25 protein-coding genes and 2 tRNA genes are annotated in these 25,613 nt (G+C 39.9%); 23 read left to right on the top strand and 4 right to left on the bottom strand.

The window, feature by feature from the left end; genetic code table 11:
* Window positions 1-470: 470 nt before the first annotated feature.
* The 9 genes from rpsP (at window position 471) to A2G56_RS01240 (ending at window position 8,056) form a co-directional block, all read left to right on the top strand.
* The gene (rpsP, locus tag A2G56_RS01195) at window positions 471-743 is read left to right on the top strand and encodes a 30S ribosomal protein S16 (protein WP_062707871.1); all 273 of its coding nucleotides are present in this window, start codon (window positions 471-473) and stop codon (window positions 741-743) included.
* A gap of 10 nt (window positions 744-753) precedes the next feature.
* Window positions 754-993, top strand: coding sequence for a KH domain-containing protein (locus A2G56_RS01200; protein WP_062712344.1), 240 nt, complete (start codon window positions 754-756; stop codon window positions 991-993).
* Between the two features lie 66 nt (window positions 994-1,059).
* Window positions 1,060-1,131: transfer RNA gene (locus A2G56_RS01205), tRNA-Gln, on the top strand.
* 52 nt (window positions 1,132-1,183) lie between these two features.
* A tRNA-Glu gene (locus A2G56_RS01210) sits at window positions 1,184-1,255 on the top strand.
* Between the two features lie 1,409 nt (window positions 1,256-2,664).
* On the top strand, window positions 2,665-3,930 hold the full coding sequence (locus A2G56_RS01220; protein WP_062707874.1) for a hypothetical protein: 1,266 nt from the start codon (window positions 2,665-2,667) through the stop codon (window positions 3,928-3,930).
* Window positions 3,917-5,452, top strand: a complete 1,536-nt coding sequence (locus A2G56_RS01225; RefSeq protein WP_237334427.1) for a glycosyltransferase — start codon at window positions 3,917-3,919, stop codon at window positions 5,450-5,452. The genes A2G56_RS01220 and A2G56_RS01225 overlap by 14 nt, the downstream gene beginning before the upstream one ends.
* 354 nt (window positions 5,453-5,806) lie before the next feature.
* Complete coding sequence (rimM, locus tag A2G56_RS01230; protein WP_062707879.1) at window positions 5,807-6,325, top strand: ribosome maturation factor RimM; 519 nt, start codon at window positions 5,807-5,809, stop codon at window positions 6,323-6,325.
* The gene (trmD, locus tag A2G56_RS01235) at window positions 6,315-7,046 is read left to right on the top strand and encodes a tRNA (guanosine(37)-N1)-methyltransferase TrmD (RefSeq protein WP_062707882.1); all 732 of its coding nucleotides are present in this window, start codon (window positions 6,315-6,317) and stop codon (window positions 7,044-7,046) included. The genes rimM and trmD overlap by 11 nt, the downstream gene beginning before the upstream one ends.
* 11 nt (window positions 7,047-7,057) lie before the next feature.
* Window positions 7,058-8,056 (top strand): NAD(P)/FAD-dependent oxidoreductase, encoded by a 999-nt coding sequence (locus A2G56_RS01240; protein ID WP_062707885.1) that lies wholly within the window; start codon window positions 7,058-7,060, stop codon window positions 8,054-8,056.
* Between the two features lie 129 nt (window positions 8,057-8,185).
* Here A2G56_RS01240 and A2G56_RS01245 read toward each other — a convergent pair whose 3' ends face one another.
* The 4 genes from A2G56_RS01245 to A2G56_RS01260 are packed head-to-tail and all read right to left on the bottom strand — an operon-like array spanning window position 8,186 to window position 11,343.
* On the bottom strand, window positions 8,186-8,845 hold the full coding sequence (locus A2G56_RS01245; protein WP_062707889.1) for a Crp/Fnr family transcriptional regulator: 660 nt from the start codon (window positions 8,843-8,845) through the stop codon (window positions 8,186-8,188).
* Between the two features lie 55 nt (window positions 8,846-8,900).
* The gene (locus A2G56_RS01250) at window positions 8,901-9,179 is read right to left on the bottom strand and encodes a hypothetical protein (protein WP_062707893.1); all 279 of its coding nucleotides are present in this window, start codon (window positions 9,177-9,179) and stop codon (window positions 8,901-8,903) included.
* 11 nt (window positions 9,180-9,190) lie between these two features.
* Window positions 9,191-9,421, bottom strand: coding sequence for a heavy-metal-associated domain-containing protein (locus tag A2G56_RS01255; RefSeq protein WP_062707897.1), 231 nt, complete (start codon window positions 9,419-9,421; stop codon window positions 9,191-9,193).
* A gap of 23 nt (window positions 9,422-9,444) precedes the next feature.
* Window positions 9,445-11,343, bottom strand: coding sequence for a heavy metal translocating P-type ATPase (locus tag A2G56_RS01260; protein ID WP_062707900.1), 1,899 nt, complete (start codon window positions 11,341-11,343; stop codon window positions 9,445-9,447).
* A 222-nt stretch (window positions 11,344-11,565) separates the two neighbouring features.
* Between A2G56_RS01260 and A2G56_RS01265 the strand changes: the two genes are divergently transcribed.
* The 14 genes from A2G56_RS01265 to A2G56_RS10555 all read left to right on the top strand — a co-directional run bounded on the left by A2G56_RS01265 (window position 11,566) and on the right by A2G56_RS10555 (window position 25,596).
* On the top strand, window positions 11,566-12,279 hold the full coding sequence (locus tag A2G56_RS01265) for a DeoR/GlpR family DNA-binding transcription regulator (RefSeq protein ID WP_062712350.1): 714 nt from the start codon (window positions 11,566-11,568) through the stop codon (window positions 12,277-12,279).
* Window positions 12,276-13,187 carry a 1-phosphofructokinase gene (pfkB, locus tag A2G56_RS01270; protein ID WP_062707903.1) on the top strand — a complete coding sequence of 304 codons (912 nt, stop codon included), beginning with the start codon at window positions 12,276-12,278 and terminating at the stop codon, window positions 13,185-13,187. Before A2G56_RS01265 ends, pfkB begins: the two co-directional genes overlap by 4 nt.
* The gene (locus tag A2G56_RS01275) at window positions 13,184-15,163 is read left to right on the top strand and encodes a PTS fructose transporter subunit IIABC (protein WP_062707906.1); all 1,980 of its coding nucleotides are present in this window, start codon (window positions 13,184-13,186) and stop codon (window positions 15,161-15,163) included. The genes pfkB and A2G56_RS01275 overlap by 4 nt, the downstream gene beginning before the upstream one ends.
* Before the next feature lie 966 nt (window positions 15,164-16,129).
* Window positions 16,130-16,996 (top strand): fructose PTS transporter subunit IIA, encoded by an 867-nt coding sequence (locus A2G56_RS01280; RefSeq protein ID WP_062707909.1) that lies wholly within the window; start codon window positions 16,130-16,132, stop codon window positions 16,994-16,996.
* 87 nt (window positions 16,997-17,083) lie between these two features.
* Window positions 17,084-17,689 carry a glucosaminidase domain-containing protein gene (locus tag A2G56_RS01285; RefSeq protein WP_062707912.1) on the top strand — a complete coding sequence of 202 codons (606 nt, stop codon included), beginning with the start codon at window positions 17,084-17,086 and terminating at the stop codon, window positions 17,687-17,689.
* A 117-nt stretch (window positions 17,690-17,806) separates the two neighbouring features.
* The gene (locus A2G56_RS01290; protein WP_062712353.1) at window positions 17,807-18,328 is read left to right on the top strand and encodes a hypothetical protein; all 522 of its coding nucleotides are present in this window, start codon (window positions 17,807-17,809) and stop codon (window positions 18,326-18,328) included.
* 63 nt (window positions 18,329-18,391) lie between these two features.
* Complete coding sequence (locus A2G56_RS01295) at window positions 18,392-18,772, top strand: DUF1149 family protein (protein WP_062707920.1); 381 nt, start codon at window positions 18,392-18,394, stop codon at window positions 18,770-18,772.
* Window positions 18,772-19,620, top strand: coding sequence for a DegV family protein (locus A2G56_RS01300; protein ID WP_062707923.1), 849 nt, complete (start codon window positions 18,772-18,774; stop codon window positions 19,618-19,620). Before A2G56_RS01295 ends, A2G56_RS01300 begins: the two co-directional genes overlap by 1 nt.
* Before the next feature lie 114 nt (window positions 19,621-19,734).
* Window positions 19,735-20,502 carry a 4-hydroxy-tetrahydrodipicolinate reductase gene (dapB, locus tag A2G56_RS01305; protein WP_062707924.1) on the top strand — a complete coding sequence of 256 codons (768 nt, stop codon included), beginning with the start codon at window positions 19,735-19,737 and terminating at the stop codon, window positions 20,500-20,502.
* Window positions 20,502-21,704 (top strand): CCA tRNA nucleotidyltransferase, encoded by a 1,203-nt coding sequence (locus A2G56_RS01310; protein WP_062707927.1) that lies wholly within the window; start codon window positions 20,502-20,504, stop codon window positions 21,702-21,704. Before dapB ends, A2G56_RS01310 begins: the two co-directional genes overlap by 1 nt.
* A gap of 47 nt (window positions 21,705-21,751) precedes the next feature.
* Window positions 21,752-23,623 (top strand): ABC-F family ATP-binding cassette domain-containing protein, encoded by a 1,872-nt coding sequence (locus A2G56_RS01315; RefSeq protein ID WP_062707930.1) that lies wholly within the window; start codon window positions 21,752-21,754, stop codon window positions 23,621-23,623.
* A 13-nt stretch (window positions 23,624-23,636) separates the two neighbouring features.
* Window positions 23,637-25,004, top strand: a complete 1,368-nt coding sequence (locus A2G56_RS01320) for an MATE family efflux transporter (RefSeq protein WP_062707931.1) — start codon at window positions 23,637-23,639, stop codon at window positions 25,002-25,004.
* A gap of 44 nt (window positions 25,005-25,048) precedes the next feature.
* Window positions 25,049-25,384, top strand: coding sequence for a hypothetical protein (locus A2G56_RS01325; protein WP_062707935.1), 336 nt, complete (start codon window positions 25,049-25,051; stop codon window positions 25,382-25,384).
* Between the two features lie 65 nt (window positions 25,385-25,449).
* Complete coding sequence (locus tag A2G56_RS10555) at window positions 25,450-25,596, top strand: hypothetical protein (protein WP_157761184.1); 147 nt, start codon at window positions 25,450-25,452, stop codon at window positions 25,594-25,596.
* Window positions 25,597-25,613 lie beyond the last annotated feature (17 nt).

Consider the following 25,613-nt stretch of genomic DNA (forward strand, 5'->3'; position numbering starts at 1 on the left):
ACGTACTTCTGAGTTGAAAGTTCTAAGTGGGTACCTGATTCCGGTGAACCCAATAGCGACTCACGAGTCTGACGATAGAAACTGAAACCGTCAGAGGAAAGGGTAGTGGAATCGTAGCACTACGAACAAAAACGTGATATCAAGGATTATGTAGTCGATAAGAAGTGTCTACAAAGTAGCAAACTTTCAAAACGTAGTCATCATCTATACGCGTCAATCACGAGAGTAATTGAATTCGGACTAAGGCCTGTATGAAAAACAATTCTTCGCTCTCTGGATTCTTCGTCAAAATTCCTATTTTCACTTAGATTTTACCAAGACATTATCACTTTCGAATGATAAAAATATAAAAGTGTCAAGAAAAAAACTTGACACCATAAAACAACTCTGATATACTGATTAAGGTAAAGCAGTAGGAGTATTCTTGCTGTTGATCCAAATATTAAAACAAAAGAAAAGAGACTTAAAAAATGGCAGTAAAAATCCGTTTAACTCGTATGGGTTCTAAAAAGAAACCTTTCTACCGTATCAACGTTGCAGATTCACGTGCTCCACGTGATGGACGTTTTATCGAAACCGTTGGAACATACAACCCACTTGTAGCTGAAAATCAAGTAACTCTTAAAGAAGAGCGTATCCTTGATTGGTTGTCAAAAGGTGCACAACCTTCAGATACTGTTCGTAACATCCTTTCACGTGAAGGAATTATGGCGAAATTCCACGAGTCAAAATACTCTAAATAATTAAATGCTTATGGACACCATTGAAAATCTTATTATTGCTATTGTGAAACCTTTGATTTCACAACCGGATCACTTAACGATTAAAATTCAGGATACGCCTGAGTATTTAGAATATCATCTTGATTTGGATGCCAATGACATTGGCCGTATCATCGGAAAAAAAGGTCGCACAATTATGGCCATAAGATCGATTGTCTATTCGGTGCCCGTTCAAGGTAAAAAAGTTCGACTGGTCATTGATGAAAAATAAGTTGAATTTTTCTTCAAAAACTATTGACAAGATTTGAAAAAATCGTTAAAATAGTTTTTGTTGTTTTGGGGTATAGCCAAGCGGTAAGGCAAGGGACTTTGACTCCCTCATGCGTTGGTTCGAATCCAGCTACCCCAGTAAAGTAGTATATAGGTATTACTTTAGGATGTTAGTGGTTACTAATAGAAATGGTCCGTTGGTCAAGGGGTTAAGACACCGCCTTTTCACGGCGGTAACACGGGTTCGAATCCCGTACGGACTATTTATTTTTAAGTTATGAAGTTGTTTTTAGTCAAACAGTAGTTCATATCAAGAGAGAATCGTGAGGTTCTCTTTTTCTGTTTGCCAAAAAGAATCGTGAGGTTCTCTTTTTCCGTTTGCCAAAAAGAATCGAGAGCAAAAATGTTTTCATTTTAGTGATCCTGTGCTATGCCACATCTATTAAGTTAGACATTCTCATGTCAGTCAGAAAAACTTGGTATGGCGTTTGGTAGTTCAATGACTTTCTTGGAATCCTGTTTCTTCTATCAGCTATGGCTGATAAGAATTCTTGAGAAAGACCATTAAAATCCATATTCTAAGGAAGCCCATGCCTCCTTAGTAAGCCATTTGACTATTCATTTAATCCACGTTGCCCTGGACCGCCTGGATCCGCAAAGAAAATGTCAATATTATTATGGTTAGCGATAGATTTCCAGTTAGAAAAGTCATTTACCGTCATCAAACGCTATAGACTTAAAGGAAGGGTTAAGAAATTAAGACATCCATTGATTGTTAGCCCCTTCAATATTAGCAATGTTTCATCCTATGGCTTAGAGAACGACCATGGCTTCTGACTGTTTTCTAATTAGCGCAATTATAGTACTCTTTTGCTTCTTACTGACAACAATATAGTTTTTAAGATGTCAAAATACTGTTTCAAACATTGGATCTAACGCTTCCTCTTCATGAATATTTCTTAAAAAAACTTGTTTTCCGTGACTTTCCCTCCCACATTCCATTACTCTTTCCAAGAGAAGGAGTTACTTATCAAAAACGTCGCGATCAGCTAGACGATAAAGGGGGCGGGGCGTATAGTGTATGAAATCTTATCTGGATAGATTTCCTTGATGACATCGAGACTCCAAGTAAGCTCCAAGTGACTTTAGATAACGTCTTTCACAGGTTCGGTAAGTTTACCGCATGGCGATCACAACGTTTTTTTGTTAGTTTGGTAGTGTTCGTAGTGGTCGTAAGACAACTGTCCTTCTTCGAGACAATTGGTAATTTTATAGATCATTTGTTTACGTCCCCCAGAGATTTTACTATATCAGTAACTGTTATTCCTTCTTGATAGTAGGCTTCACCCATATAAACTCGTTAATGTTTTTTCTATCTAACTTAATTTTATAAATTAGATTTTGAAATTAACTAGTACTATGAGGATATTACTCAAAAATGACCCTTTAAAAGCAGTTATAAAAATACATTAAAACAAAAAATTCAAATGTGAAATAAATAATCCACTCTGTAAATGGTTACGAAATGCTCATACAGTTTGATTTTACTGGTAACAATTTGATAACTTTTTGCAATGGTGAATGGGATTAAAATCTCTTTATGATTTATGAAATATTGTTTGTTACTATGATATAATTAACAAGTATATGTATTTAACAAGGAGAAGAGAGTGTGCTCTTAATTGAACGTAATTTAGAAGCGGTTAATCGTGTCAGTGAGATACTAGATTTATCTTTTTTCGATAGGATTATCGTTTTAGAAGATGATGGTTTTCTACCGGATTCGGTAGAGTCATTGATGCTGTTGGCTGGTGGGAATGATTCATCTCTAGAAAAGTCTCCACTCTATCATAATCACTTACTGCTACCAGATTTTTGGGAGGTGGGTATTTATGAGGGGGTAAAGGGCAAGGCCAGCTTTTGGGGAAAGAAAAAAGCAATTCTTGATTTTGCGGCTCCAATAGAAAAACGCTATATTTCCCATATCACTTGGCTAACAGATGATGAGCAACCCTTATTTTGGGAAAATTATAGCCAGTACGGTAAGGTCTTCTTTAAGACTTACCATCCTGAGACGCCGCATGCAGTAAGGATTTATTATGATAACCAAGAGAGAGAATTTGCACAGACGGTTCCTGGCAAGGAAGGTATTATCGTTACCAACAAAGAAGAACTTGACGGCTATTATTCCAATCGGTTAGCTTTTTTAGTCGCTGTTTTACAGGCGCAAGGTGAATCTCGCCAACTTATTACGAGTGATACTAACTTATTAAGTGATGCAGGGACTAATCTTGCTTTTTTAAATAGACAAGAACACCAGAAGATAAATGACTTACCAGAATTGTCAAATCGTATGGTAATTGATGTAACGGAGTATAGCCAGCGGCGAGACAACTTGTATCAAAAGGTGATGACGCAGGCTGTCGGTCCTAAAGAAAAAAAGAGTTTGTTCGTCTTGACGGCTAGTGATGAGGTGGAAGGTTTGCCTTATCTTATTGAGCATTTGCCAGAGTATCATTTGGTTATTGGAGCAAGGACGACGGTTTCATCCACTTTACAGGATTTTAATAAATATGCGAATGTGACAGTTTTCCCAGAACTTAGCGATACTGATGTTAAGTCTTTGTTGCAAAAGTCGTCTTTTTATTTAGATATTAATCATTACCGAGAAGTCGATGAAATTGTCTCTCGAGCGGTTATGGCGAAGCTTTGTCTCTTGTCTTTTAAGACAGTTGCACATCATTCAGAGTATTGCCATAAAGATACTCTGTTCGAGGAAAAGGATGTTGATGCTATGGTGGAAAAATTGAAGCAGCTTGACCGTGATGAGAATTTGAGAGAAAAGATCCTTGATTATCAGATGAAGCAACTCGATTTTCAAGTAATAGATCGCACAGCGCTAATTGGTAGTGATTGGAGAGAGAATGACGCTTTATAATTTTAATATATTAGTAGGATTTCAAATTTCAGGTGTGGAGTATGCTCAAGGTTATCGTTCGAAGCTGTTAAATCAGCTGGATGAGGAAAATTACTATATTTTTACAGAATTACCAAATTGGGAATACGTTCGTCGCTACAGTGAAGTGGTCGGTATTCCTATAGAGCAACTCATGTCTGTTCACATCTCTTTTCTAGAGGATGCCAGTTTGAAGCCAAGCGTAACCTTGTCAGATATTCGTCATCGCTACCCACATTTTGATCAAGCAGATTTTCATAAGAAGGAAGGTCTACACCTCAATTTTTATCAACAAGGCAAACAATCGATTGCAGTTAGCTTTTTAGATGAGGAATCTGATATTGTCGATTATGTCACACTATTTGCGGAAGGGATGTTACTGCGAAAAGATATTTATACGAATCGCCATATCTATAGTGAATATTATTCCCCTCAGACGATTGATGGTCAGTATCAGGCGGCTTTGTATAGGCGAGCTTTTTTAAGTCCTGAAGGAAATCTGGTCTATGAAGAAGTCATTAAAGAAGGAAATTCGACGTTTGTCTTTGCGAATCATCGTCACTATTTAACCAAGTATGATCTTCTTGATGCCTTTGTTAAAAGGTTGGACTTAACAGAGAAGGATTGGTTGCTTTTAGATCGCAGTCAGCATTTTGACTTTGCGCAAGTGGTGCTGAAAAATAAGGGAAAAGCAAAAGTGGCAGCTATTATCCATTCAGAGCATTATTTTCCTAGAAATTATGATGCTTCCTATTTGTTTATTAATTATGAATATTATTACATTATCAAGTATGCCAAGGACATTGATGTCTTTGTGACTTCAACAGCGTTGCAGAAAGAAAGGCTGGGACAACTCATTTTTGAAGAAATGGCAGTTAGGCCTCATATGGCTGTTATCCCTGTGGGAAGTGTATCAGTAGCTGAGTATAAGGAAACTAACCAACATACCCCCTTTTCCATGATGACGGCTTCTCGTTTTGACTCTAGAAAGCATATCGATTGGCTGATAAAAGCAGTTGTTCTTGCTAAAAAGGTTATTCCTGACTTGATTTTTTATATTTATGGTGAGGGATCGTTAATGCCAAAATGCCGAGAATTAATCATTGATTTAGAAGCAAGAGACTATATCTTACTAAAAGGGCATGTTCCCTTGGAGGAAGTGTATCCTTCTCATGAGTTGTATCTTACTGCATCAACTTGGGAAACATTTGGCTTGAGTATCTTGGAGGCGGTATCACACGGCTTGCCAATCATTGGTTTGGACGTACCTTATGGTAATCAGACCTTTGTCACGTCTGCTAAAAATGGGTATTTAGTTCCGTTTGACCATGAAGAAGACGAATCAGTGGTTATCATACAATTGGCAGAGGCGATAGTGACTTATTTTAATCAAGGAGAGCAGGTGAGGCAACAGTTTAGACACCAGTCACTTGAAGTTGCTAGTCGCTTTAGTGAAGAGACCGTCCTAGAAGGTTGGAAGAAGTTGCTGGCAGGTGGTAACTGATACTTGACATTAACGATTTTTATGCCTCAGCCTTGTGACATTATTTCATTAGACATCTAGGCTCTTAATTGCTTAACAGTAAGTAGCTAGTATTCGTTTGCTTGTTCTAGCTTTAGCGTCCCCTGCTACACATGATTGAAGATGGCAATTTTCTTAATAAAGGCAAGTAACTTTTTTAGATTTTTCTGCGGACATCTATTTTACTTTTAGAGTATTGGTGCTTTAGGGGTTGATTCGTTAAAAGGTGATTAGTAGCTAGTGAGATAGTCGAGTGACGGCAAGGACGCTGATAAGATTTGAAAAAGGGACTATTACTTGGTTATAGAGTGTGAAAAAGATAAAGTAGAGGTAAGAATGAATTATTTTAACGTTGGAAAAATTGTGAATACTCAAGGTTTACAGGGTGAATTGCGTGTTCTTTCTGTGACAGATTTTGCAGAAGAACGCTTTAAAAAAGGCAGTCAGCTGTCTATTTTTGATGATAAGGATCATCACCTTTTGGATGTGGAAATTGCTAGCCATCGTAAGCAGAAAAATTTTGATATTGTCAAATTTAAAGGTCTCTATCATATCAATGATGTTGAGAAGTACAAGGGAACGATGTTGAAAGTTGCTGAAGACAATCTTACGGATTTAGCCGAAGATGAGTTTTATTACCATGAAATCATTGGTCTTGATGTTTACGAAAATGATGTTTTAATCGGACAAATCAAGGAAATCATGCAGCCAGGTGCCAATGACGTTTGGGTGGTTAAACGAAAAGGTAAAAAAGATCTCTTACTTCCTTACATTCCACCGGTTGTGCTTAATGTTGATGTTGCTGGTAATCGTGTGGATGTTGAGATCATGGAAGGTTTAGACGATGAAGATTGATATTTTGACGCTTTTTCCAGACATGTTTGCTCCTCTAGAGCATTCCATTGTAGGTAAGGCCAAGGAACGTGGATTGCTAGATATCACCTACCATAATTTTCGTGAAAATGCAGAAAAAGCACGACACGTAGATGACGAACCGTATGGCGGTGGTCAAGGAATGTTGTTACGAGCGCAACCTATTTTTGATACCTTTGATAAGATTGGAGCTAAAAATCCTCGTGTTATCTTGCTAGATCCTGCTGGGCGTACCTTTGATCAGTCGTATGCGGAAGAGCTATCGCAAGAAGAAGAGTTGGTTTTTATCTGTGGCCATTATGAAGGTTATGATGAACGGATTAAGACTTTGGTAACGGATGAGATTTCTATCGGAGATTTTGTCTTAACAGGCGGTGAATTGGCTGCTATGACTATGATTGATGCAACGGTTCGGCTTATTCCTGATGTTATTGGTAAGAAAGCCAGTCATCAAGATGATAGTTTTTCATCGGGGTTGCTGGAGTACCCACAATACACACGTCCCTATGATTTTCGTGGTATGAAGGTTCCAGATGTGCTCATGAGTGGGCACCATAAAAACATCCGGCGCTGGCGGTTGGAAGAAAGTATCCGTAAAACTTATCTACGCCGGCCGGACCTTTTGGAAACTTACACCTTTACCAAAGAAGAAGCTGACATATTAGAAAACATCAAGCGAGAGCTTGACGATACGCAAGACTGAGAAAGGCTAAAATGACGGAAAAAAACATTTATGACATTACCATCATCGGTGGGGGACCTGTTGGGCTTTTTGCCGCCTTTTATGCTGGACTTCGTGGCATGAAGGTTAAAATCATTGAAAGTTTGTCTGAACTTGGCGGTCAGCCAGCTGTCCTTTATCCTGAAAAAGTAATTTATGATATTCCTGCCTATCCAGCCATTACGGCAGGAGAGTTGTCGGAAAATCTCATCAAGCAAGTGGAACGTTTTGAAGATCGGACGACCATCTGCCTTAAAGAAGAAGTGCAAACCTTTGAGAAAAAAGAAGGTGTCTTTAACATTCAAACTAATAAGGCAGAGCATTTGTCAAAAGCGATTATCATCGCCTGTGGTAATGGGGCTTTCGCACCACGTCCACTTGGCTTGCCAGATGAAGCTATCTATGCCGAGGATAATCTCTACTACAATGTCCATCAAGTCGATCCTTTTATTGGAAAAAATGTGGTCATCTGTGGTGGTGGTGATTCTGCTGTTGATTGGGCTAATATGCTAGAGCCAGTTGCAGCCAGTGTCACCATTGTTCATCGTAGAGATGCTTTTCGCGCACACGAGCACAGCGTTGAGATCATGAAAGAGTCGTCTGTCAAGACTATGACACCCTACCTACCAATGGCCATCATTGGGGAAAATGGCAGAGCAACCAGCTTACGTGTTCAAAAAATCAAGGAAGAAGAAACCCTCGATTTACCATTAGATGCCTTGATTGTCAGTTTTGGATTTTCAACCAATAATAAAAACCTTAAAAATTGGAACCTAGATTACAAACGTAATCGTATCTTTGTAGACCAAGTCTTGAAAACCAGTATGGATGGTGTTTATGCCATCGGAGATGTTGCTGAATACCCAGGTAAGGCAGATTTGATCGCTACAGGGTTTGGAGAAGCACCTACGGCAGTCAACGAAGCCATCAACTACATTTACCCAGATCGTGACAATCGGGTGGTGCATTCAACATCATTGATTAAAGAGTAAGGGCATCATTGGTGTCCCTTTTAGTCCTCACCAAGAAAGTCAAAAGCGTACTTGGTGAGGAGCAGTATTAGTTAACTGTTGACAATAGAGAAAAAATCCAAGATAAGTGCCTTGGATTTTTTTGGTGTTTTAATAGTCTTCCAACCCTTCTAAATCTAGAACTTTGATGGTTTTTAAGTCTCTTTCGATTAACGTTTTGTTTTCGAGTACTTTGAATTTCCGCGATAAGGTCTCAGGACTAGTTCCTAAAAAGGTTGCCAATTCTTTCATTTTCATTGGCAGTTCAAGGTAGTGACTATCTGACGCCTTAGCTAGATTATAGAGATAGAAAGCTAAGCGTTCTTCTACTTTTTCCATGCTAAGAAACTGTGTTTGCTGTTCCAGCTGGTGTGTTTTTTCAGCATTGATAGACATTAAGGTTAAGGTTAACTGAGGATAATTTTCCAAAAGTTGGACAAAGTCAGATCGTTTCAGCAAGCAGATTTCAGTTTTTTGTAAGGCTTGACCAAAGAGGTTATCATTTGTGACGCCAAATAGGAAGTGATCACCTTCATAGTCTCCGGGTTGAGCGATGCGAAGCAGTTGCTCCCGTCCATTATTAGTCAAACGATAAACTTTCATGGCTCCTTTAGCGACCAGAGCCAACTGTGCTTCATGGTCTGGCGAAAAAATCAGATCACCTTTTTGAAACACTTGGTGATGCATCAGCTGTTCAATACGCTCTTGATCGTCGATGGGAAGGTGGTTAAATAGTGGAACCAGAGAGACACAAAGATGGTCGTGCGTCATAGTCATTTCCTTTCAAAACTAAAATCAATACCCTTTTCTTTTATTATAGCACAGGTCACGCTTGTGCTAATTGAAAAGCTTTTTCAAGCAAACGATACGTTTTTTCAAAGGTAGGACAAACATCATCTGGAATAGCAAAGTGATGTGTCATCCTATCAAGCTCTTGAAACTCTGCTTTGTAAGGATGCTGGTTAGTCACATGTTGCTGAATGTTGTGATAAAGATTTTTGACCTCAAAAACTTCAGGGTGATGTTTACCGTGAACTTTTGTAATAGCACTGGTATAGAGGTCCAGTTCTTCTTGGTGTTCTTTTAAAAATGTTTGTAAATCCATGAGTGTCTCCTTTAAGCAGATACTTTCGTTTTTAAAACCTTATAACCAATAGTTTCAATAGCAGCGGCAATCGTTTTAGCATCGGTTAATGATTCATCAAATCGCAGCTTAGCTTTGCTGGCATTGAAAAGTACTTTAATACTGTTTCGATCAACTCCATCAACACGACTAATGGCTGCCTTGATTTTTTCCATGCAAGAGGGGCAGGCTAATTCTTCTAATTGAATGACTAATTGTGACATAGGATTACCTTCTTTCTTTTGTATTAGTTTACCAATTCTTTGTTCTGGCTTCCTTGATAAGTATCAAGTTTTTGTGATTTTCCAAATGTTAAAAGGCGCATACCGTTTAAAATAACCACTAAAATACTAGCTTCGTGAACAAACATGCCGACGGTCATGCTGACCCAATCGCTAGCTAACAACCCGGTCAGAAGAATGGCTACAACAAGGAGGGCTATGGCAATGTTTTCTCGCATGTTACGATTAGTTGCTTGGCTGAGTCGATGGGCAAGCGCAAGACGTGTAAGATTGCCTTGCATGAGTATTAAATCAGCGGTTTCCATAGCGACATCTGTACCGCTACCCATGGCAATACCAAGATCAGCCCGTGTGATTGAAGGGCTATCATTGACCCCATCACCGACAAAAATGACCTTATGACCCTTATCTTGTAATTGACGAATGTATTTTTCCTTGTCTTGAGGTAGGAGATTTCCCATAACGGTTTGAATGCCAGCTTCTCTAGCCACGAGTTCAGCCGTTTCTTGTTGGTCTCCTGATAGCATGGCAATCTGCTTAAAACCTTGCTTTCTCAATGATTGAATGACTTGTGGTGCTTCTGGTCTCAAAGCATCTTTGATGCCTAGTGCTAAAAGGATTTGGCCATCCAAAGCATAAAGTACGATAGAATGGCCTGTCTGAGACAGTGAGTGAATGTTTTTTTGCACTTGACTAGGAAGTTTGATCTGTTTTTCCTGCATGAGCCAAGCGTTTCCAACTAAAATCGTATGCTGATCAATGGTAGCTGACAGCCCTCCACCTCTAATCGTTTCCAAATCTTCGACATTATAGGTTTTCTCTACGGCTATATCATTTAGGATTGCCTGAGCTAAAGGATGCTGGGATTCTTTTTCTAGACTCACGAGATAAGACCATTGAGTTTTTGATACCTCTGTAAAAGTTTCAATGGCATTCACACGAGGCTTCCCTTGCGTTAGGGTACCTGTTTTATCAAAAAGGATGGTATCTGCCTTACTAAATGTTGACATGGCTTCACTTCCTTTAAAGAGAATACCTTGTTTAGCCCCATTTCCAATACCAGCGACCATTGAAACAGGAACGCCAATAACCAGAGCACCTGGACAACCTAACACCAAAATAGTGATGGCTAATTCTGTATTTTTAGTTATGATAAAGGTTAAGAAAGCTAGCAGAAGAACCAGCGGTGTATAGTATTTTGAGAAACTGTTGATAAACTTTTCAGTATCAGTTTTAGAATCTTGGGCTTCCTCTACTAGTTCGATAATTCTTCCAAAAACGGTATCGTCACCAACTTTTTGTGCGATGATGGTGATGCTGCCATTTTCGAGAATGCTTCCGGCAAATACTTGATCTCCCACTTCTTTTTTGAGCAGGTCGGATTCTCCAGTAATGCTAGCCTGGTTAAGATAGGCACTACCAGAAAGGATTTGTCCGTCAACAGGAACCTTATCTCCCGTTCTAACCAGAAGGTTCTGACCCTCTTCAACATCTTCGCTGGCAATTTCTTTTATCTGGCCATTGTCTAAAATTAATCTTGCTTTTTCAGGGGCTAGATCGAGTAATTCTTTGATAGCAGATCTCGTTTTTCTCAAGGTTCTTTGTTCAAGGAATGCTCCTAAGAGAAAGAGAAAAGCGACCATTGCTGATTCTTCATAATTTTGAATCAGAAAGGCACCAATGATGGCAATGGAAACCAAAATATCGATAGAAATAACTTTGATTTTGAGAGATTGGTAAGCCTGGATGAGAATGGGCAGAGCTCCTAAAATAGAAGCTAACAGTAGTAGCAGTTGCGAGAAATAGTGTTGTTCAAACACAAAGTGGCTGATAAAACCTAAACTAATGAGTATCGCCATAATAATTAATAGCTGTTTTTTGAGTTTTAAAATAATACCTGTCATCATGTCTCCTTTCTTTTGTCTTAACTATATCAAGTAACTCGCAAAAAATAATTGATACCTCTCAAGAAATAGGAAAATCCTGAAAAAGAATGAAAGTGATAGAAAATGATAGAAAATGAATGTTTTTATTGACCTATTCACAAAAAAGAGTATAATAATATCCGTAAACGATTGCAGAAGGAGGTGGTTGCCATCTTAAAGACAGAGCGAAAACGGCTGATTATGGAGAAAATAGCTCTCGAGGATTACGTTGTTTTAGAGGATTTGGTTGAGCTATTAGACACGTCAGAATCAACGGTAAGACGAGATTTAGACGAATTGGAGGCGCAAGGGAAGCTTCATCGTGTCCATGGTGGTGCTGAAAAAATACATACTCTTCAAGATGAGCCCAATATTCGTCAGAAATCTATCAAAAACATTCAAGAAAAAAAGGCATTAGTCCAAAAGGCTGCTGAACTCGTGCAAGATGGCGATGTGATTTTTCTGGATGCGGGTTCAACAACAGAACTTTTGATTCCATTGTTAAATCATGAGGGATTGACTGTTGTTACTAATGCTATTCACCACGCGGCTAAGCTTGTGGATAAAAACATCAAAACCTTAATTATTGGTGGCTTTATTAAAAATACAACAGATGCTAGTGTCGGGCAAATTGCAGTAGAGCAAGTGCAGCGCCTTAATTTTGACAAGGCATTCTTGGGCATGAATGGTATTGACGAAGAGCATATCACGACACCTGAGATGGAAGAAGCTGTTGTAAAGCGTAGCATTATTGCTAGCGCTAAAAAAGCTTATATTCTAACCGATTCTTCTAAATTAGGGCATGCCTCTTTTATTAATGTCGCCTCGCTTAAAGATGTCACCATTATCACTAATCATTGTGATCATCCCCTTTTGCCAATTATCAAAGAAAAGACAGGAGTTATTGAAGTATGATTTATACCGTTACCTTAAATCCGTCTATTGATTATATCGTTCGCCTTGATGCTGTAGAGGTTGGACAGGTTAATCGTATGGACAGTGATGATAAATTCGCTGGCGGTAAAGGGATCAATGTCAGCCGTGTTTTGAAACGTTTGGATATTGATAATACTGCCACAGGATTTATTGGTGGATTTACTGGCCAATTTATCACAGATGAATTGGAAAAAGAAGGTATCTCAACAGCCTTTGTTCCAGTTTCACAAGATACGCGAATCAATGTTAAAATCAAAGCGGACCAAGAAACAGAAATTAACGGTACAGGACCTGTTATCGCAAAACAGGAATTGGAAGCCTTGAAGGATCAGTTAGCCCGCTTGACGGCTGAAGATGTTGTCGTCTTTGCTGGTTCTGCGCCAAGTAACCTAGGAAACCAAGTTTATACAGAACTTTTACCAATTGCCAAAGAATCTGGTGCAGCTATCGTTTGTGACTTTGAAGGACAAACGCTTATAGATTCGCTTGCTTATCAACCACTTTTGGTGAAACCTAACAACCATGAACTAGAAGCTATCTTTGGTGTGACCTTAGAATCACTTGGTGACATTGAAAAATATGCTCGTAAAATTCTTGACAAAGGGGCGCAAAATGCCTTGATTTCAATGGCTGGAGAAGGAGCCCTTCTAGTGACTGAGGATGCAGCTTACTTTGCTAAACCAATCAAAGGTCAAGTGAAGAATTCTGTTGGTGCTGGTGATTCGATGGTGGCAGGCTTTACTGGTGAATTTGTTAAATCAGGAGATGCCCTGGAAGCTCTCAAGTGGGGAGTTGCTTGTGGAACGGCGACAACGTTCTCAGATGACTTAGCAAGCATTGACTTTATCAAAGAAACTTATGAAAAAGTAGAGGTAGAAAAAAGATGAAAATTCAAGACTTATTGAACAAAAATGTAATGATCTTGGACCTTCAAGCTGGCGCTAAAGAAGCTGCCATTGATGAGATGATTAATCGTTTGGTTGCAGAAGGCGTGGTTAGTGACTTTGCAACATTTAAAGAAGGGATCATGGCGCGTGAAGCCTTGACGTCTACTGGGTTGGGTGATGGTATTGCGATGCCTCACGCTAAAAACGCAGCGGTTGTAGAGCCTACGGTTCTTTTCGCTAAATCAAGTTCAGGGGTTGACTATGAAGCTCTTGATGGTCAGCCAACCGATCTCTTCTTCATGATTGCAGCTCCAGAAGGGGCCAACGACACTCACTTGGCAGCACTTGCGGAATTATCAAAATACTTGATGAAGGACGGGTTTGCTGATGAATTGCGTCACATTAACACTCCTGATGGTGTGATTGCAACCTTTGATGGGGCAGAAGCTGCTGATAAAGAAGCTGAACAAGCTGATATGGCGGCACTAGCTGATGTCACTAAACTACAATCAAGTGATCAAGACTTTATCGTTGCAGTAACAGCGTGTACGACTGGTATTGCGCACACTTATATGGCAGAAGAAGCCCTTAAAAAGCAAGCTGCAGAAATGGGAGTTGCTATTAAAGTAGAAACAAATGGTGCTTCAGGTGTTGGTAATAAATTAACGGCAGCTGATATTGAAAAAGCCAAAGGTGTTATCGTTGCGGCTGATAAAGCAGTTGATATGCCTCGTTTCAACGGTAAACCATTGATTTCACGTCCAGTTGCCGAAGGCATTAAAAAACCTCAAGAATTAATCCAAACCATTCTTGATGGTAAAGCGGAGACCTATGTCGCTAAAGAGGGTTCACAAGTAGCAGCGTCGGAAGAAAAGACAAGCCTAGGTGGTGCTTTTTACAAACACCTTATGGGCGGTGTTTCTCAAATGTTGCCATTCGTTATTGGCGGCGGTATTATGATCGCCTTAGCCTTTCTTTTGGATAATCTTCTTGGTGTGCCTAAGGATCAATTAGCCAACTTAGGGTCATACAATGAAGTGGCAGCGCTCTTTAAAGCAATCGGTGGGGCAGCCTTTGGTTTCATGCTCCCAGTTCTTTCAGGGTTTATTGCCTACTCTATTGCTGAAAAACCAGGTCTTGTGGCAGGTTTTGTAGCCGGTGCTATTGCTAATAGTGGTCTTGCCTTTGGTAAAGTGGCTTATGCTGCTGGTGGTGAGGCAACACTTGGACTTGCTGGCGTGTCATCAGGTTTCCTTGGTGCCCTTGTTGGTGGTTTCCTTGCCGGTGGTGTTATCCTTGTCCTTCGCAAGGCTCTTGCTGGTATGCCTCGTTCACTTGATGGGGTTCGCTCAATCCTTCTCTACCCACTTCTTGGGGTAGCAGTGACAGGATTCCTTATGCTCTTTGTTAATATTCCAATGGCTGCTATCAATACGGCACTTAATACCTTCCTTGAAAATCTTTCAGGTAGTTCGGCTATCTTAATGGGACTTCTTGTTGGTGGTATGATGGCAGTTGATATGGGTGGACCAGTTAACAAGGCTGCTTATGTCTTTGGTACAGGAACACTTGCTGCTACAGTTTCTAACGGTGGTTCGGTCGTTATGGCTGCCGTTATGGCTGGTGGTATGGTACCTCCTCTTGCGGTCTTTGTGGCAACTCTACTCTTTAAAGAAAAATTCACAGAAGAAGAACGAAACTCAGGCTTGACCAATATCGTTATGGGGTTATCATTTATCACCGAAGGCGCTATTCCGTTTGGTGCTGCTGACCCAGCTCGTGCTATCCCAAGCTTTATTGCCGGTTCAGCCCTAACAGGTGCTCTTGTTGGTCTTGCTGGTATTAAATTGATGGCACCACATGGTGGTATCTTCGTTATTGCTTTGACTAGTAACCCACTTCTCTACTTATTGTTTGTTGCTATTGGTGCAGTGGTCTCAGGTGTTCTCTTCGGATTACTCCGTAACTCTAAATAATCCATTTATCAGTAGAAATAAACTAAGCGTTCTATAATTGAGTATATGGGAAAACTTCCAGAGTCTAGATTGACTCTGGAAGTTTTGCTATCAGTAATTGTCTTGTCTGTTTTTAGACCATGGCAAATGTACCTCAAGAACGTCCTTGTTTGCGGGAGCTTCCTTATTAGAAAGATGCTCTAGAAGATAAGTACTCTATTTCTCAGTGTTTAAGTCATGTTGCTGACTGACGAAACCAATGTAGCGTTGACCGTTTGGTCAACGTTTTTTAGTACGACACAAACAGTGGATCTCTAGGTGATAGGTCTCTGTGGATTCTTTTGTTATCGTGAAACGCAATAGTACTTATCCAGCCTGTCTATCGGGCTTGGCAAGCAGGGGCAGCAGTTGATCCTAAGACAAGCTATATGCTAATGCTGATTAGGTGAGCTAACTTTCAGACAAGGCACTGATACGCTTCAAAAATCAAAAGCAGATGTATTGCCTTTATTTGATAAACTTCAGTTCTATAGTCGAATGAATTAACTTTGAGACAAAGAACTGAGATGCGGGTAGCACTTGAGTAGAGCAAGACGAAAGTGACGATGTTTCAACCTTAATTCAAAAGACGACACTGTTATGGGTGTTTGTCGTTTTTGGGTCCTCGTCGTAAAACGGTGGGAAAGTTTTCTATTCAAAACCAGTTCGCATCAAAAGAGAACTGGGTACTGATTGAGATACCAATTTTTGAGAGGTATGCGTTAACAGTTAGCTGAGTTACTGCGTGTCGATTGGCAGGCACAGTGGCGTGAGATAGACTGGGCATTGGTTTTTTACGTGATTAAAAAAACACAAAATGAACACGCCTTCTAGATCAGTTTTGTGATGAAACGTGTTATGATAAAGAACAACAAGGGTATTGGATTTTGTAAAATGAGAAACAAAAACTAAAAATAACCAATGACAGTTTTCAAAGGAGGAAGCAGAGTGTCAATCAAAGCATTATTACACAAAGATTTGATGATTATGGAGTCAAAAGCCGTTTCTAAGGATGTGGCTCTGGATGAGATGATTGCTAAATTAGCGGCGCATGGCATCATCCATGATAGTGACTTGTTAAAAAAGAGCATCATGGTTCGTGAAGAACAAGGAGTGACAGCGCTCGGACATGGCATTGCGATGCCTCATAGTAAGCATGTTGTGGTAGATAAACCGGCAATCTTATTTGCACGATCTTCACAAGGCATTCCCTACAAGGCAGCGGATGGTCAGCCTGTTGATCTTTTCTTTATGGTGGTGGCTCCTAGTGATGCAGAAGCTGTATCATTAGAAGCTATCGCTGATTTATCAAACTATTTGACTAAAGACGGTTTTGCGGAGCAGTTACGCCAAGCTAATTCAGAACAAGATGTTTTAACACTGTTTGATGATTTTTCAAAGCTTGATAAGGCAGAAGCCGTTGCAAAGAAGAACAGTCACTTTGGTGATTTTATCGTCGCTGTAACAGCCTGTGCGACGGGGTTGATTCATACCTATATGGCTGAAGAAGCCCTTAAAAAAGCAGCTGCGAATAAGGGAATGACGATTAAGGTTGAGACAAATGGTGCCAGTGGCCTTAAAAATGTTTTGACTGCTGATGATATTTCACGAGCCAAGGGGGTTATTATCGCTTCTGATAAGGAGATTGATTTAGTACGTTTTGCAGGTAAAAAGCTTATCTCTCGTTCTGTTGTTGACGGTATTAAATCAGCTGATGACCTCATTGAACTCTTATATACAGATGAGGCACAAGCAGTCGAAGTAAAGGAAGCTTCATTAAAAGACAAATTAAAACAGACATTGTTTGGAAATTAAAACCATTGTGATAATCAGATGAGCTGGTCTTGTCTGGTTTTTAGTTTGTCTTCTTTTTTACTTATGCTAAAATAATGGAGACTTGATATGGGGGTGGCAAAAGTGGTAAGACGAAGGAGAAAAAGGAAGTTTCCTATAAGAACAGTTTTACTTGTTATTGCCATGACTTTTGCGATAGTGATATTCATCAAGCAAGTATTACCAGAACGGACGGAGTCAGTGCCAGAATCATCAGTGTCAGAGCAGTTTATTCGAGAACTTGGTCCTAAGGCCCAAGCGATCGCAAGAGATAATGATTTGTATGCTTCGGTAATGATTGCGCAAGCTATTCTGGAATCCAATAGTGGGCAGTCTAGTCTTAGCCAATCACCACATTATAACTTTTTTGGAATCAAAGGTAATTATCAAGGACAGTCAGTTGCTTTGGAAACCTGGGAGGATGATGGTCGAGGGAATCCTTATACCATAACTGCTGACTTCCGTTCGTATGGTAGTTTAGAAAATAGCTTAGAAGATTATGCTCGTTTTTTAGAGAGAGATTTTTACCGTGGGGTACATAAGAGTAATACCCTGTCCTACCATGATGCTACCAAGGCACTGACAGGAACTTATGCCACAGACACTTCCTATGGTAGGAAACTCAACAATCTCATAGAAACCTATCAATTGACAAAGTATGATTCGCTTTGGTAATTAGTCACGTCGGTAAAGGTTTCTATCTCTTTGAGGAATGATAGCCTATGAAAGGAGACTATTAGCAAGTAGTTCCCATTCTAGTTTATTCCTATGCTTTTTGGTATAATGGTTGTCATGAAAACATTAAATGAAGTTTATGGTGAACATGCTGAAATGCCCTTTATTTCACCAAAATATGAAGCTGAATTATTGAGAAAACCGATTGCCAAACGTCAAATGGAGAGAAATAAAGAAGGTTTTCTTCCGGGACATATTATTTTATTGTGGCGGATTCAGTTTGGGACTTATACAACTAAAAGCCCTCACCATAAATATTTTTACACCACTTATGGTATTGATGCCCAAAAAGAGTTAGAAGACCTTATTTCAAAAGGGTATGTTCGTATCAACTCAGCTTTTGAATCCATCAAGCTTGTCTCGGCACCTATTGTAAAGGATTTTCTAAAAGCAAAAGAAGTCAAAGGCTTGAGCAAGATGAAGCGATCTGACTTGGATGCGGCGCTGAAACAATATTTCACGGAAGAAGAGTTAGGTGACTTGTTTGATGAGCGGGCTTATAGTCTGACCCAGAGTGGCGAAGATTTATTAGCTAAATACCCTGATGTTGTGGCCAAACACCCCCAGAAGAAGTATTAGTAAACTTTTATTTTATAAAAGCATGTGCTATAATAATCCTAATTGTATCTAGAGGAGAAAACTATGGAAATCATACGCGAAAAAGAATTTGTTAATCAATACCACTATAATGCCCGTAACTTGGAATGGGAAAAGGAAAATGGGACACCAAAAACGAATTTTGAAGTGACCTTCCAGTTGATCGAAAAGAATGTTGAGAAAAACGAGACAACCATTGTGGCTGTTCTACAATTTACGATTGTTCGTGATGAATTTATGATTTCTGGCGTTGTTTCTCAAATGGTTCATATTAAAAATCGTATTGTCAATGAACCAAAAGAATTTTCTCAAGCAGAAGTTGAATCACTAGCAGCCCCTCTTCTTGATGTGGTCAAACGTATGACTTATGAAGTAACTGAGATTGCTTTGGATCGTCCAGGTGTTAAATTGGAGTTTAATAGTTAATGAAATTAGCAGTAGTAACAGATAGTTCAGCAGCTCTTCCACAGTCGATTGAAGGGCATGCTGATCTGTTTTGTTTAGATATACCTGTCGCTATTGATGGTCAGACTTATGTGGAAAGCCGAAAGTTGACCATGTCAGAGTTTTATGAACAAATGGCTGCCAATGAGGAACTGCCAAAGACCAGTCAGCCGAGTTTGGCAGAGCTCGATGATCTTTTAATGACCTTGCAGTCCAAAAATTATACTCATGTTATTGGGCTCTTTTTATCAAGTGGTATCTCTGGTTTTTGGGCTAATAGTCAGTTTCTAAAAAACGAGTATAGTGATCTTGTCTTAGCCATTCCTGATACAAAAATCACATCCGCACCGCAGGGGCAAATGGTAGAGACTGCCTTGACCTTAGCGCAGGAAGGGTGTGACTTTAATCGTATTTTAGAGAAGCTAAATGAGCAGATCGCGGGGACGAAAGCTTTTATCCTGGTTGATGATTTGAATCATCTGGTTAAAGGAGGACGCTTGTCAAATGGATCGGCTCTACTAGGCAATCTGTTGTCTATTAAGCCAATCCTTTATTTCAATGATCAAGGTGTCATCGAAGTTTTTGAGAAAGTTCGTACTGAGAAAAAAGCTATCAAGCGCCTGGTAGAGATAATCAAAGAAGAGACGTCTGATGGTGATTTCAATGTTGCTATTATTCATGCTAATGCTGAAGATAAAGCAAAAGAGTTGTATCAACACCTAAAAGAGTCTGGTTTTGACGAGACCTTATCTATTGTGCCTTTTGGTAGTGTCATTGCAACGCATGTCGGTGAAGGGGCTATTGCTTTTGGAATAACTCCAAAAGTTTAATGACACAAAAATGATGGTCTCGATGAGAATGAGTAGTTTGGGGAAGTTGAGGTTTTCTGTAATATCAGAAAAAACTCACTCCCTTTTTAAGAAGATAGAAATAGGAGACTGAGGATGGCTATTAAAGTGATTGTTGCCGGCTTTAAAGGACGTATGGGGTCTACTGCAGTTGAGATGGTCAAATCAGATAAAGATCTTGAATTAGCCGCTTTATTGGATCCCTTTGCGACTGAGAAAGTTCTTGATGGCGTGCCAGTTTTTACTGATAAAAATGACTTAACCGGCTTTGATGCCGATGTTTGGGTTGATTTTACCATGCCGAAGGTAGCCTATGAGAACACACGTTTTGCCTTGGAAAATGGTTTTGCTCCAGTTGTGGGGACAACAGGATTTACAGAAGAACAAATAGCAGAATTGGAAGCTCTTTCTTCTGAAAAAGCACTTGGTGGCTTGATTGCACCCAATTTTGCCATTGGAGCCATTCTTTTGATGGAATTTGCAGCCAAGGCGGCACAGTATTTTCCAGATTTAGAGATTATTGAATTGCATCACGATAATAAAAAAGATGCTCCTTCTGGAACGGCGGTTAAAACAGCTGAATTGATTGCTGAGAAGCGTCAGTCTAAATTACAGGGTGCCGCAGATGAAGTTGAATTGTTAAGTGGTGCCCGTGGTGCTAAGTACGATGGTTTCCGCATTCACAGCGTCCGTTTACCTGGTCTAGTGGCTCATCAAGAAGTCATCTTTGGAGCTCAAGGAGAAAGTCTGACCCTACGTCATGATTCTTATGACCGTTCTTCTTTCATGAGTGGTGTCAATTTAGGGATTAAAGAAGTGGTAACACGTCGTCAACTGGTTTATGGATTGGAAAAATTACTCTAATGAAGTTAGAAAAACTACCAATTGAGTTTGAGGAAGCCCTGCCTCTTCTCGAGAAGATTAAAAAGGCTGGTTTTGAAGCCTATTTTGTTGGTGGGTCGGTTCGTGATGTCTTGCTGAATCGTCCTATCCATGATGTGGATATTGCGACTTCGTCTTATCCTGAAGAGACTAAAGCTATTTTTGAACGCACGGTTGATGTTGGGATTGAACATGGGACAGTTTTGGTTTTAGAAAATGGTCATGAATATGAAATGACGACTTTTAGAACTGAGGATGTCTATGTGGATTACCGTAGACCATCAAGTGTTTCGTTTGTTCGTTCTTTAAAAGAGGATTTGAAACGGCGTGATTTTACTGTCAATGCCTTTGCCTTAAATGAGGATCGTGAAGTTATCGATTTATTTGATGGTTTAACAGACTTGGAAAATCGTGTGTTGCGTGCAGTAGGCATTGCTTCAGAACGTTTTAATGAAGATGCCTTGCGTATCATGCGGGGGATTCGTTTTTCAGCTAGTCTTAATTTTGATATTGACAAACAAACCTTAGCAGCTATGTCAGCTTGTGCGCCACTGTTAGAAAAAATTTCTGTTGAACGTAGTTTTATTGAATTCGATAAATTATTGATGGCGCCCCATTGGTCGAAAGGTTTGGATGCCTTGATAGCAACTGGTGCTTATCACTATTTACCTGATTTTCAAGGGACGGCTTCTAAGTGGCGAGCTTTTCAAACCTTAATTAAAAAAGATTATCAATTCCTAAGCTCAGAGCAAGCTTGGTCAGCCGTAATGATTGTTTTAGCTATTGCCCAACCCAAGGGATTTTTGAAAAAATGGAAAACATCCGTTCAGTTTCAAAAAAGGGTGACCCAGATGATTGACGTTTTTCAAGCACGACAATCATCGCCTTTAACTAGCTGGCAGGTCTATCAATATGGTAAGGAGCTCATCCAAGAAGTAGAAGCTTTAAGGACGGCATTTGGAATGGAAGCAGACTTTGACAGGTTAGCAAAGCTAGATCAGGACTTGCTTATCCATGACAAACATGACATTGTTGTCAATGGTGGGATTCTCATGTCTGAATTAAACCTCAAACCAGGGCCTGATTTGGGGAGAATGCTTAATCAAGTTGAACAAGCCATTGTTAAGGGAGAACTGTCCAATGACAAAGAGGCCATTTTTAACTTTGTCAAAAATAAGATATAAATAAGAGGAGGCCTTGCCTCCTTTTGGTACGTAGAAAAGGGTATAAAATGACTGATTTTATTGTTGAACAATTAACCAAATCTGTGGGAGATAAGACTGTTTTTAAGGATATTTCCTTTATTATTCATGATTTGGACCGTATTGGGATTATTGGGGTTAATGGTACGGGGAAAACAACCCTTTTAGACGTTATCTCTGAAAAGCTAGGTTTTGATGGCGATGTGTCACCATTTATCAAAGCAAATGGTTATAAGATATCCTACTTAACACAAGAGCCTGAATTCGATGATAGTAAAACGGTTTTGGATACGGTCTTGTCATCTGATTTGCGCGAGATGCGCTTGATTCGTGATTATGAGACAATCATGGCTAATTATTCAGAAGATAGGCAGGCTGAACTCGAAAAAGTCATGGTTGAGATGGATTCTCTTGATGCTTGGACCATTGAAAGTGAGGTCAAGACAGTTCTTTCCAAACTTGGCATTGGTGATTTGACACAAAAAGTGGCTGATTTGTCAGGTGGTCTTCGCCGTCGTGTGCAATTGGCACAAGTCTTACTTGGAAATGCAGATTTATTGTTACTAGACGAGCCAACCAACCATTTGGACATTGATACGATTGCTTGGTTGACGAACTTTTTGACTAATACTAAAAAGACTGTCCTTTTTATCACCCATGACCGTTATTTTTTAGATAATGTGGCGACGCGTATCTTCGAATTGGCAGATAGTAACCTGACAGAATATCAGGGAAACTACCAAGATTATGTGCGCTTGCGTGCCGAACAAGACGAGCGTGATGTGGCTGCCATGCATAAGAAAAAACAGCTCTACAAACAAGAATTAGCCTGGATGCGCACTCAGCCTCAAGCTCGCGCGACTAAGCAACAGGCTCGTATCAATCGTTTTCAAGAATTGAAAAAAGATGTCCATCAGGATATTAGTTCGGAAGATTTGGAAATTAATTTTGAAACCAGCCGTATCGGAAAGAAAGTCATCAATTTTGAACACGTGGATTTTTCCTACGGTGCTACTAAACCCATCCTTTCTGATTTTAATCTGATTATCCAAAATAAGGATCGTATCGGGATTGTTGGGGACAATGGGGTTGGGAAGTCAACACTGCTTAACTTGATGACGGGTGACTTGACGCCAACGGCTGGTAAGTTAGTTATCGGTGAAACGATTCGAATTGGCTATTTCTCGCAACAAATTAAGGACATGGACGAGAGTAAACGTGTGATTTCATACCTACAAGAAGTGGCAGATGAAGTCAAAACAACAGTAGGGACAACTAGTGTTAGTGAGCTATTGGAACAATTTCTTTTTCCACGTTCAACGCATGGTACTCAGATTGCTAAATTATCAGGGGGTGAGAAAAAACGCCTTTATCTCTTGAAGATTTTGATCGAAAAACCCAATGTGCTTCTGCTGGACGAACCAACTAATGATTTGGATATTGCGACCTTAACCGTTTTAGAGAATTTCCTATCAGGATTTGCTGGGCCAGTGATTACAGTTAGTCATGACCGATACTTCTTGGATAAGGTTGCCAATAAAATCCTGGCTTTTGAAAATGGCGATATTAGAGCTTTTTATGGCAATTACACGGATTATCTCGATGAAAAGGCCTTTGAAACGAACAGCTCTGCCATGCTCGCCAAATCACAAGCGCCAAAGACAGAAAAAACGCGTCAAGAAAAGAAACGCATGTCCTATTTTGAAAAGCAAGAGTGGGCAAGTATCGAGGACGACATTGCCCAGTTAGAAGAAGCCATTGAAGCGATTGAGGCTGCTATGTTAGAGAATGCCAGCAATTATGGTGAATTGGCAACCTTACAGCGTGTCTTAGACGATAAAAATGAAGCGCTACTTGAAAAATACGAGCGTTATGAGTATTTGAGCGAGTTAGACGACTAAGACAGGGGAGATTATGCATCAAACAGAGACTCTAAAGGAGAAAATCAGCTTATTTCTCAAGCTTTTTTTCCCTATTTTAATTTATCAATTTGCCAATTTTTCAGCAACCTTCATTGATACTATGATGACGGGTAAGTATCGTACCGTTGACTTGGCAGGTGTTTCTATGGCTGGGAGCCTCTGGAATCCTTTCTTTACCTTGTTAACGGGTATTGTGTCAGCCTTGGTTCCCATTATCGGACAACACTTGGGACAGCGAAATCTTCACAAAGTCAAAGATGATTTCCACCAATTTATCTATATTGCTTTGATGTTGTCAGCAGTCCTTTGGCTTATTGTTCATGTTGGAGCCATTCCAGCTCTAACGCATTTTAATCTGGAACCATCTGTTGTAAGGGTTGGACAAGGTTATCTGTCCTGGATTTCAATGGGGATATTGCCCTTACTTTTATTTAGTGTCTGCCGTTCTTTCTTTGACTCTTTGGGCTTGACCAAGTTGTCCATGTATCTTATGTTGCTCTTGCTACCCTTTAATTCATTTTTCAACTATATCTTGATTTATGGAAAACTAGGTCTTCCTAAGATGGGGGGAGCAGGGGCCGGGCTTGGAACAGCCTTGGCATATTGGTTGCTCTTGCTAGTAGTAATAGCTGTCATGGTTGTTCATCCGACTATCAAATCTTTTCAAGTTTGGCAGTGGACGGCACCAAATAAAAAATTATTGAAACAAGGTTTCTTGCTGGGCCTACCAATTGGTTTACAAATTTTTGCGGAAGTGGCTATTTTTGCGACTGTCAGCTTGTTCATGGCTAAATTCTCGACAGAGATTATTTCAGCCCACCAGTCAGCCATGAATTTTACGACCCTCCTTTATGCCTTTCCGCTTAGCATTTCAATCACCATGCCGATTGCTATTTCCTTTGAAATTGGAGCAGGGAATTACAAGTCGGCTCGTGATTTTGCTAAAATTGGACGCTTGACAGCTATTGTTTTTGCGATTGTGACATTGACGTTCTTGTATTTCTTTAGAGAGCAAGTGGCCTACCTCTATGGTTCGGGGGATAGCTTTATCAGGTTGACAACTGAGTTCTTGGTTTACGCCTTTTTCTTCCAGTTGGCTGATGCTTTTGCGGCACCTATTCAAGGAATTTTACGTGGTTACAAGGACACTACCTACCCATTTGTTATTGGTGTTTCAGCTTACTGGGCCGTCGCTCTTCCGGTAGGTTGGTCACTTGATTTGATGACAACTTTAGGTCCCAAGGCCTACTGGATTGGGCTGATTGCTGGCCTCTTTTCTTGTGGTATTCTCTTGCGTTTGCGCTTGGCAATCATTGAGAAGCGTTATAAAGCTGGCAATCCTTTGGAGAGAGTGGTGTAAGGTATGATCATTAGACTGATTTAGTGAGCAGATACTATATTAGGATGGCTGAGAGTGTTCGTTCTAGTTTAAAAAGAATAGGTTTAGATAAACCTGAGACAACCTATTGTGATCCTTCCTTAGCTGATTTGGCCGATGCTTGTCATCAAGATACCCAATCAGCTGAGATGATGGCTGGTGACATGATTGTATTCTGGGTGGTTCAGGTAGTTTTGGCAAAACCACTGATAGCATATGTGAACGTCAAAAGCGTTATGTTGCTGAAAAAGCTAAAGGTAAGGGATTGGAAGTCGCTATCTGTTCAGCTAAAGAAGTTGATTATGATAAGATGTATTGACAGGTTTCGACAATCAAAAGCAGCCGTTGATGGCTTGATGTGATGGATTCCAGTTCTATCTGTATCAGAGTTGTCTAGTCTGCTTGTGATTTTCATTGAGTATTAGAGATGACAGAAGTCTTAGCACAAGCTGTTAGACCATATGAAAGTTTGGAATTTGAGCATTTAGATGCTCTATTAGCTAATGATTATGAGCATCATGCGATGACTATTGGGATGATGGAAGATTTGAAAAAAGAGTGTTTAGCGGTATAGCTAAACTAGAAAAGGAA

It is taken from the genome of Streptococcus halotolerans (assembly GCF_001598035.1).
GTDB classification, from domain to species: domain Bacteria; phylum Bacillota; class Bacilli; order Lactobacillales; family Streptococcaceae; genus Streptococcus; species Streptococcus halotolerans.

What these genes read in the sequence shown, in the direction of transcription:
- rpsP (WP_062707871.1), top strand. Translation starts at nt 471, where the DNA reads ATGGCAGTAAAAATCCGTTTAACTCGTATGGGTTCTAAAAAGAAACCT.
- A2G56_RS01200 (WP_062712344.1), top strand. Translation starts at nt 754, where the DNA reads ATGGACACCATTGAAAATCTTATTATTGCTATTGTGAAACCTTTGATT.
- A2G56_RS01225 (WP_237334427.1), top strand. Translation starts at nt 3,917, where the DNA reads ATGACGCTTTATAATTTTAATATATTAGTAGGATTTCAAATTTCAGGT.
- rimM (WP_062707879.1), top strand. Translation starts at nt 5,807, where the DNA reads ATGAATTATTTTAACGTTGGAAAAATTGTGAATACTCAAGGTTTACAG.
- trmD (WP_062707882.1), top strand. Translation starts at nt 6,315, where the DNA reads ATGAAGATTGATATTTTGACGCTTTTTCCAGACATGTTTGCTCCTCTA.
- A2G56_RS01240 (WP_062707885.1), top strand. Translation starts at nt 7,058, where the DNA reads ATGACGGAAAAAAACATTTATGACATTACCATCATCGGTGGGGGACCT.
- A2G56_RS01245 (WP_062707889.1), bottom strand. Translation starts at nt 8,845, where the DNA reads ATGACGCACGACCATCTTTGTGTCTCTCTGGTTCCACTATTTAACCAC.
- A2G56_RS01250 (WP_062707893.1), bottom strand. Translation starts at nt 9,179, where the DNA reads ATGGATTTACAAACATTTTTAAAAGAACACCAAGAAGAACTGGACCTC.
- A2G56_RS01255 (WP_062707897.1), bottom strand. Translation starts at nt 9,421, where the DNA reads ATGTCACAATTAGTCATTCAATTAGAAGAATTAGCCTGCCCCTCTTGC.
- A2G56_RS01260 (WP_062707900.1), bottom strand. Translation starts at nt 11,343, where the DNA reads ATGACAGGTATTATTTTAAAACTCAAAAAACAGCTATTAATTATTATG.
- A2G56_RS01265 (WP_062712350.1), top strand. Translation starts at nt 11,566, where the DNA reads ATGGAGAAAATAGCTCTCGAGGATTACGTTGTTTTAGAGGATTTGGTT.
- pfkB (WP_062707903.1), top strand. Translation starts at nt 12,276, where the DNA reads ATGATTTATACCGTTACCTTAAATCCGTCTATTGATTATATCGTTCGC.
- A2G56_RS01275 (WP_062707906.1), top strand. Translation starts at nt 13,184, where the DNA reads ATGAAAATTCAAGACTTATTGAACAAAAATGTAATGATCTTGGACCTT.
- A2G56_RS01285 (WP_062707912.1), top strand. Translation starts at nt 17,084, where the DNA reads ATGGGGGTGGCAAAAGTGGTAAGACGAAGGAGAAAAAGGAAGTTTCCT.
- A2G56_RS01290 (WP_062712353.1), top strand. Translation starts at nt 17,807, where the DNA reads ATGAAAACATTAAATGAAGTTTATGGTGAACATGCTGAAATGCCCTTT.
- A2G56_RS01295 (WP_062707920.1), top strand. Translation starts at nt 18,392, where the DNA reads ATGGAAATCATACGCGAAAAAGAATTTGTTAATCAATACCACTATAAT.
- A2G56_RS01300 (WP_062707923.1), top strand. Translation starts at nt 18,772, where the DNA reads ATGAAATTAGCAGTAGTAACAGATAGTTCAGCAGCTCTTCCACAGTCG.
- dapB (WP_062707924.1), top strand. Translation starts at nt 19,735, where the DNA reads ATGGCTATTAAAGTGATTGTTGCCGGCTTTAAAGGACGTATGGGGTCT.
- A2G56_RS01310 (WP_062707927.1), top strand. Translation starts at nt 20,502, where the DNA reads ATGAAGTTAGAAAAACTACCAATTGAGTTTGAGGAAGCCCTGCCTCTT.
- A2G56_RS01315 (WP_062707930.1), top strand. Translation starts at nt 21,752, where the DNA reads ATGACTGATTTTATTGTTGAACAATTAACCAAATCTGTGGGAGATAAG.
- A2G56_RS01320 (WP_062707931.1), top strand. Translation starts at nt 23,637, where the DNA reads ATGCATCAAACAGAGACTCTAAAGGAGAAAATCAGCTTATTTCTCAAG.
- A2G56_RS01325 (WP_062707935.1), top strand. Translation starts at nt 25,049, where the DNA reads ATGGCTGAGAGTGTTCGTTCTAGTTTAAAAAGAATAGGTTTAGATAAA.
- A2G56_RS10555 (WP_157761184.1), top strand. Translation starts at nt 25,450, where the DNA reads ATGACAGAAGTCTTAGCACAAGCTGTTAGACCATATGAAAGTTTGGAA.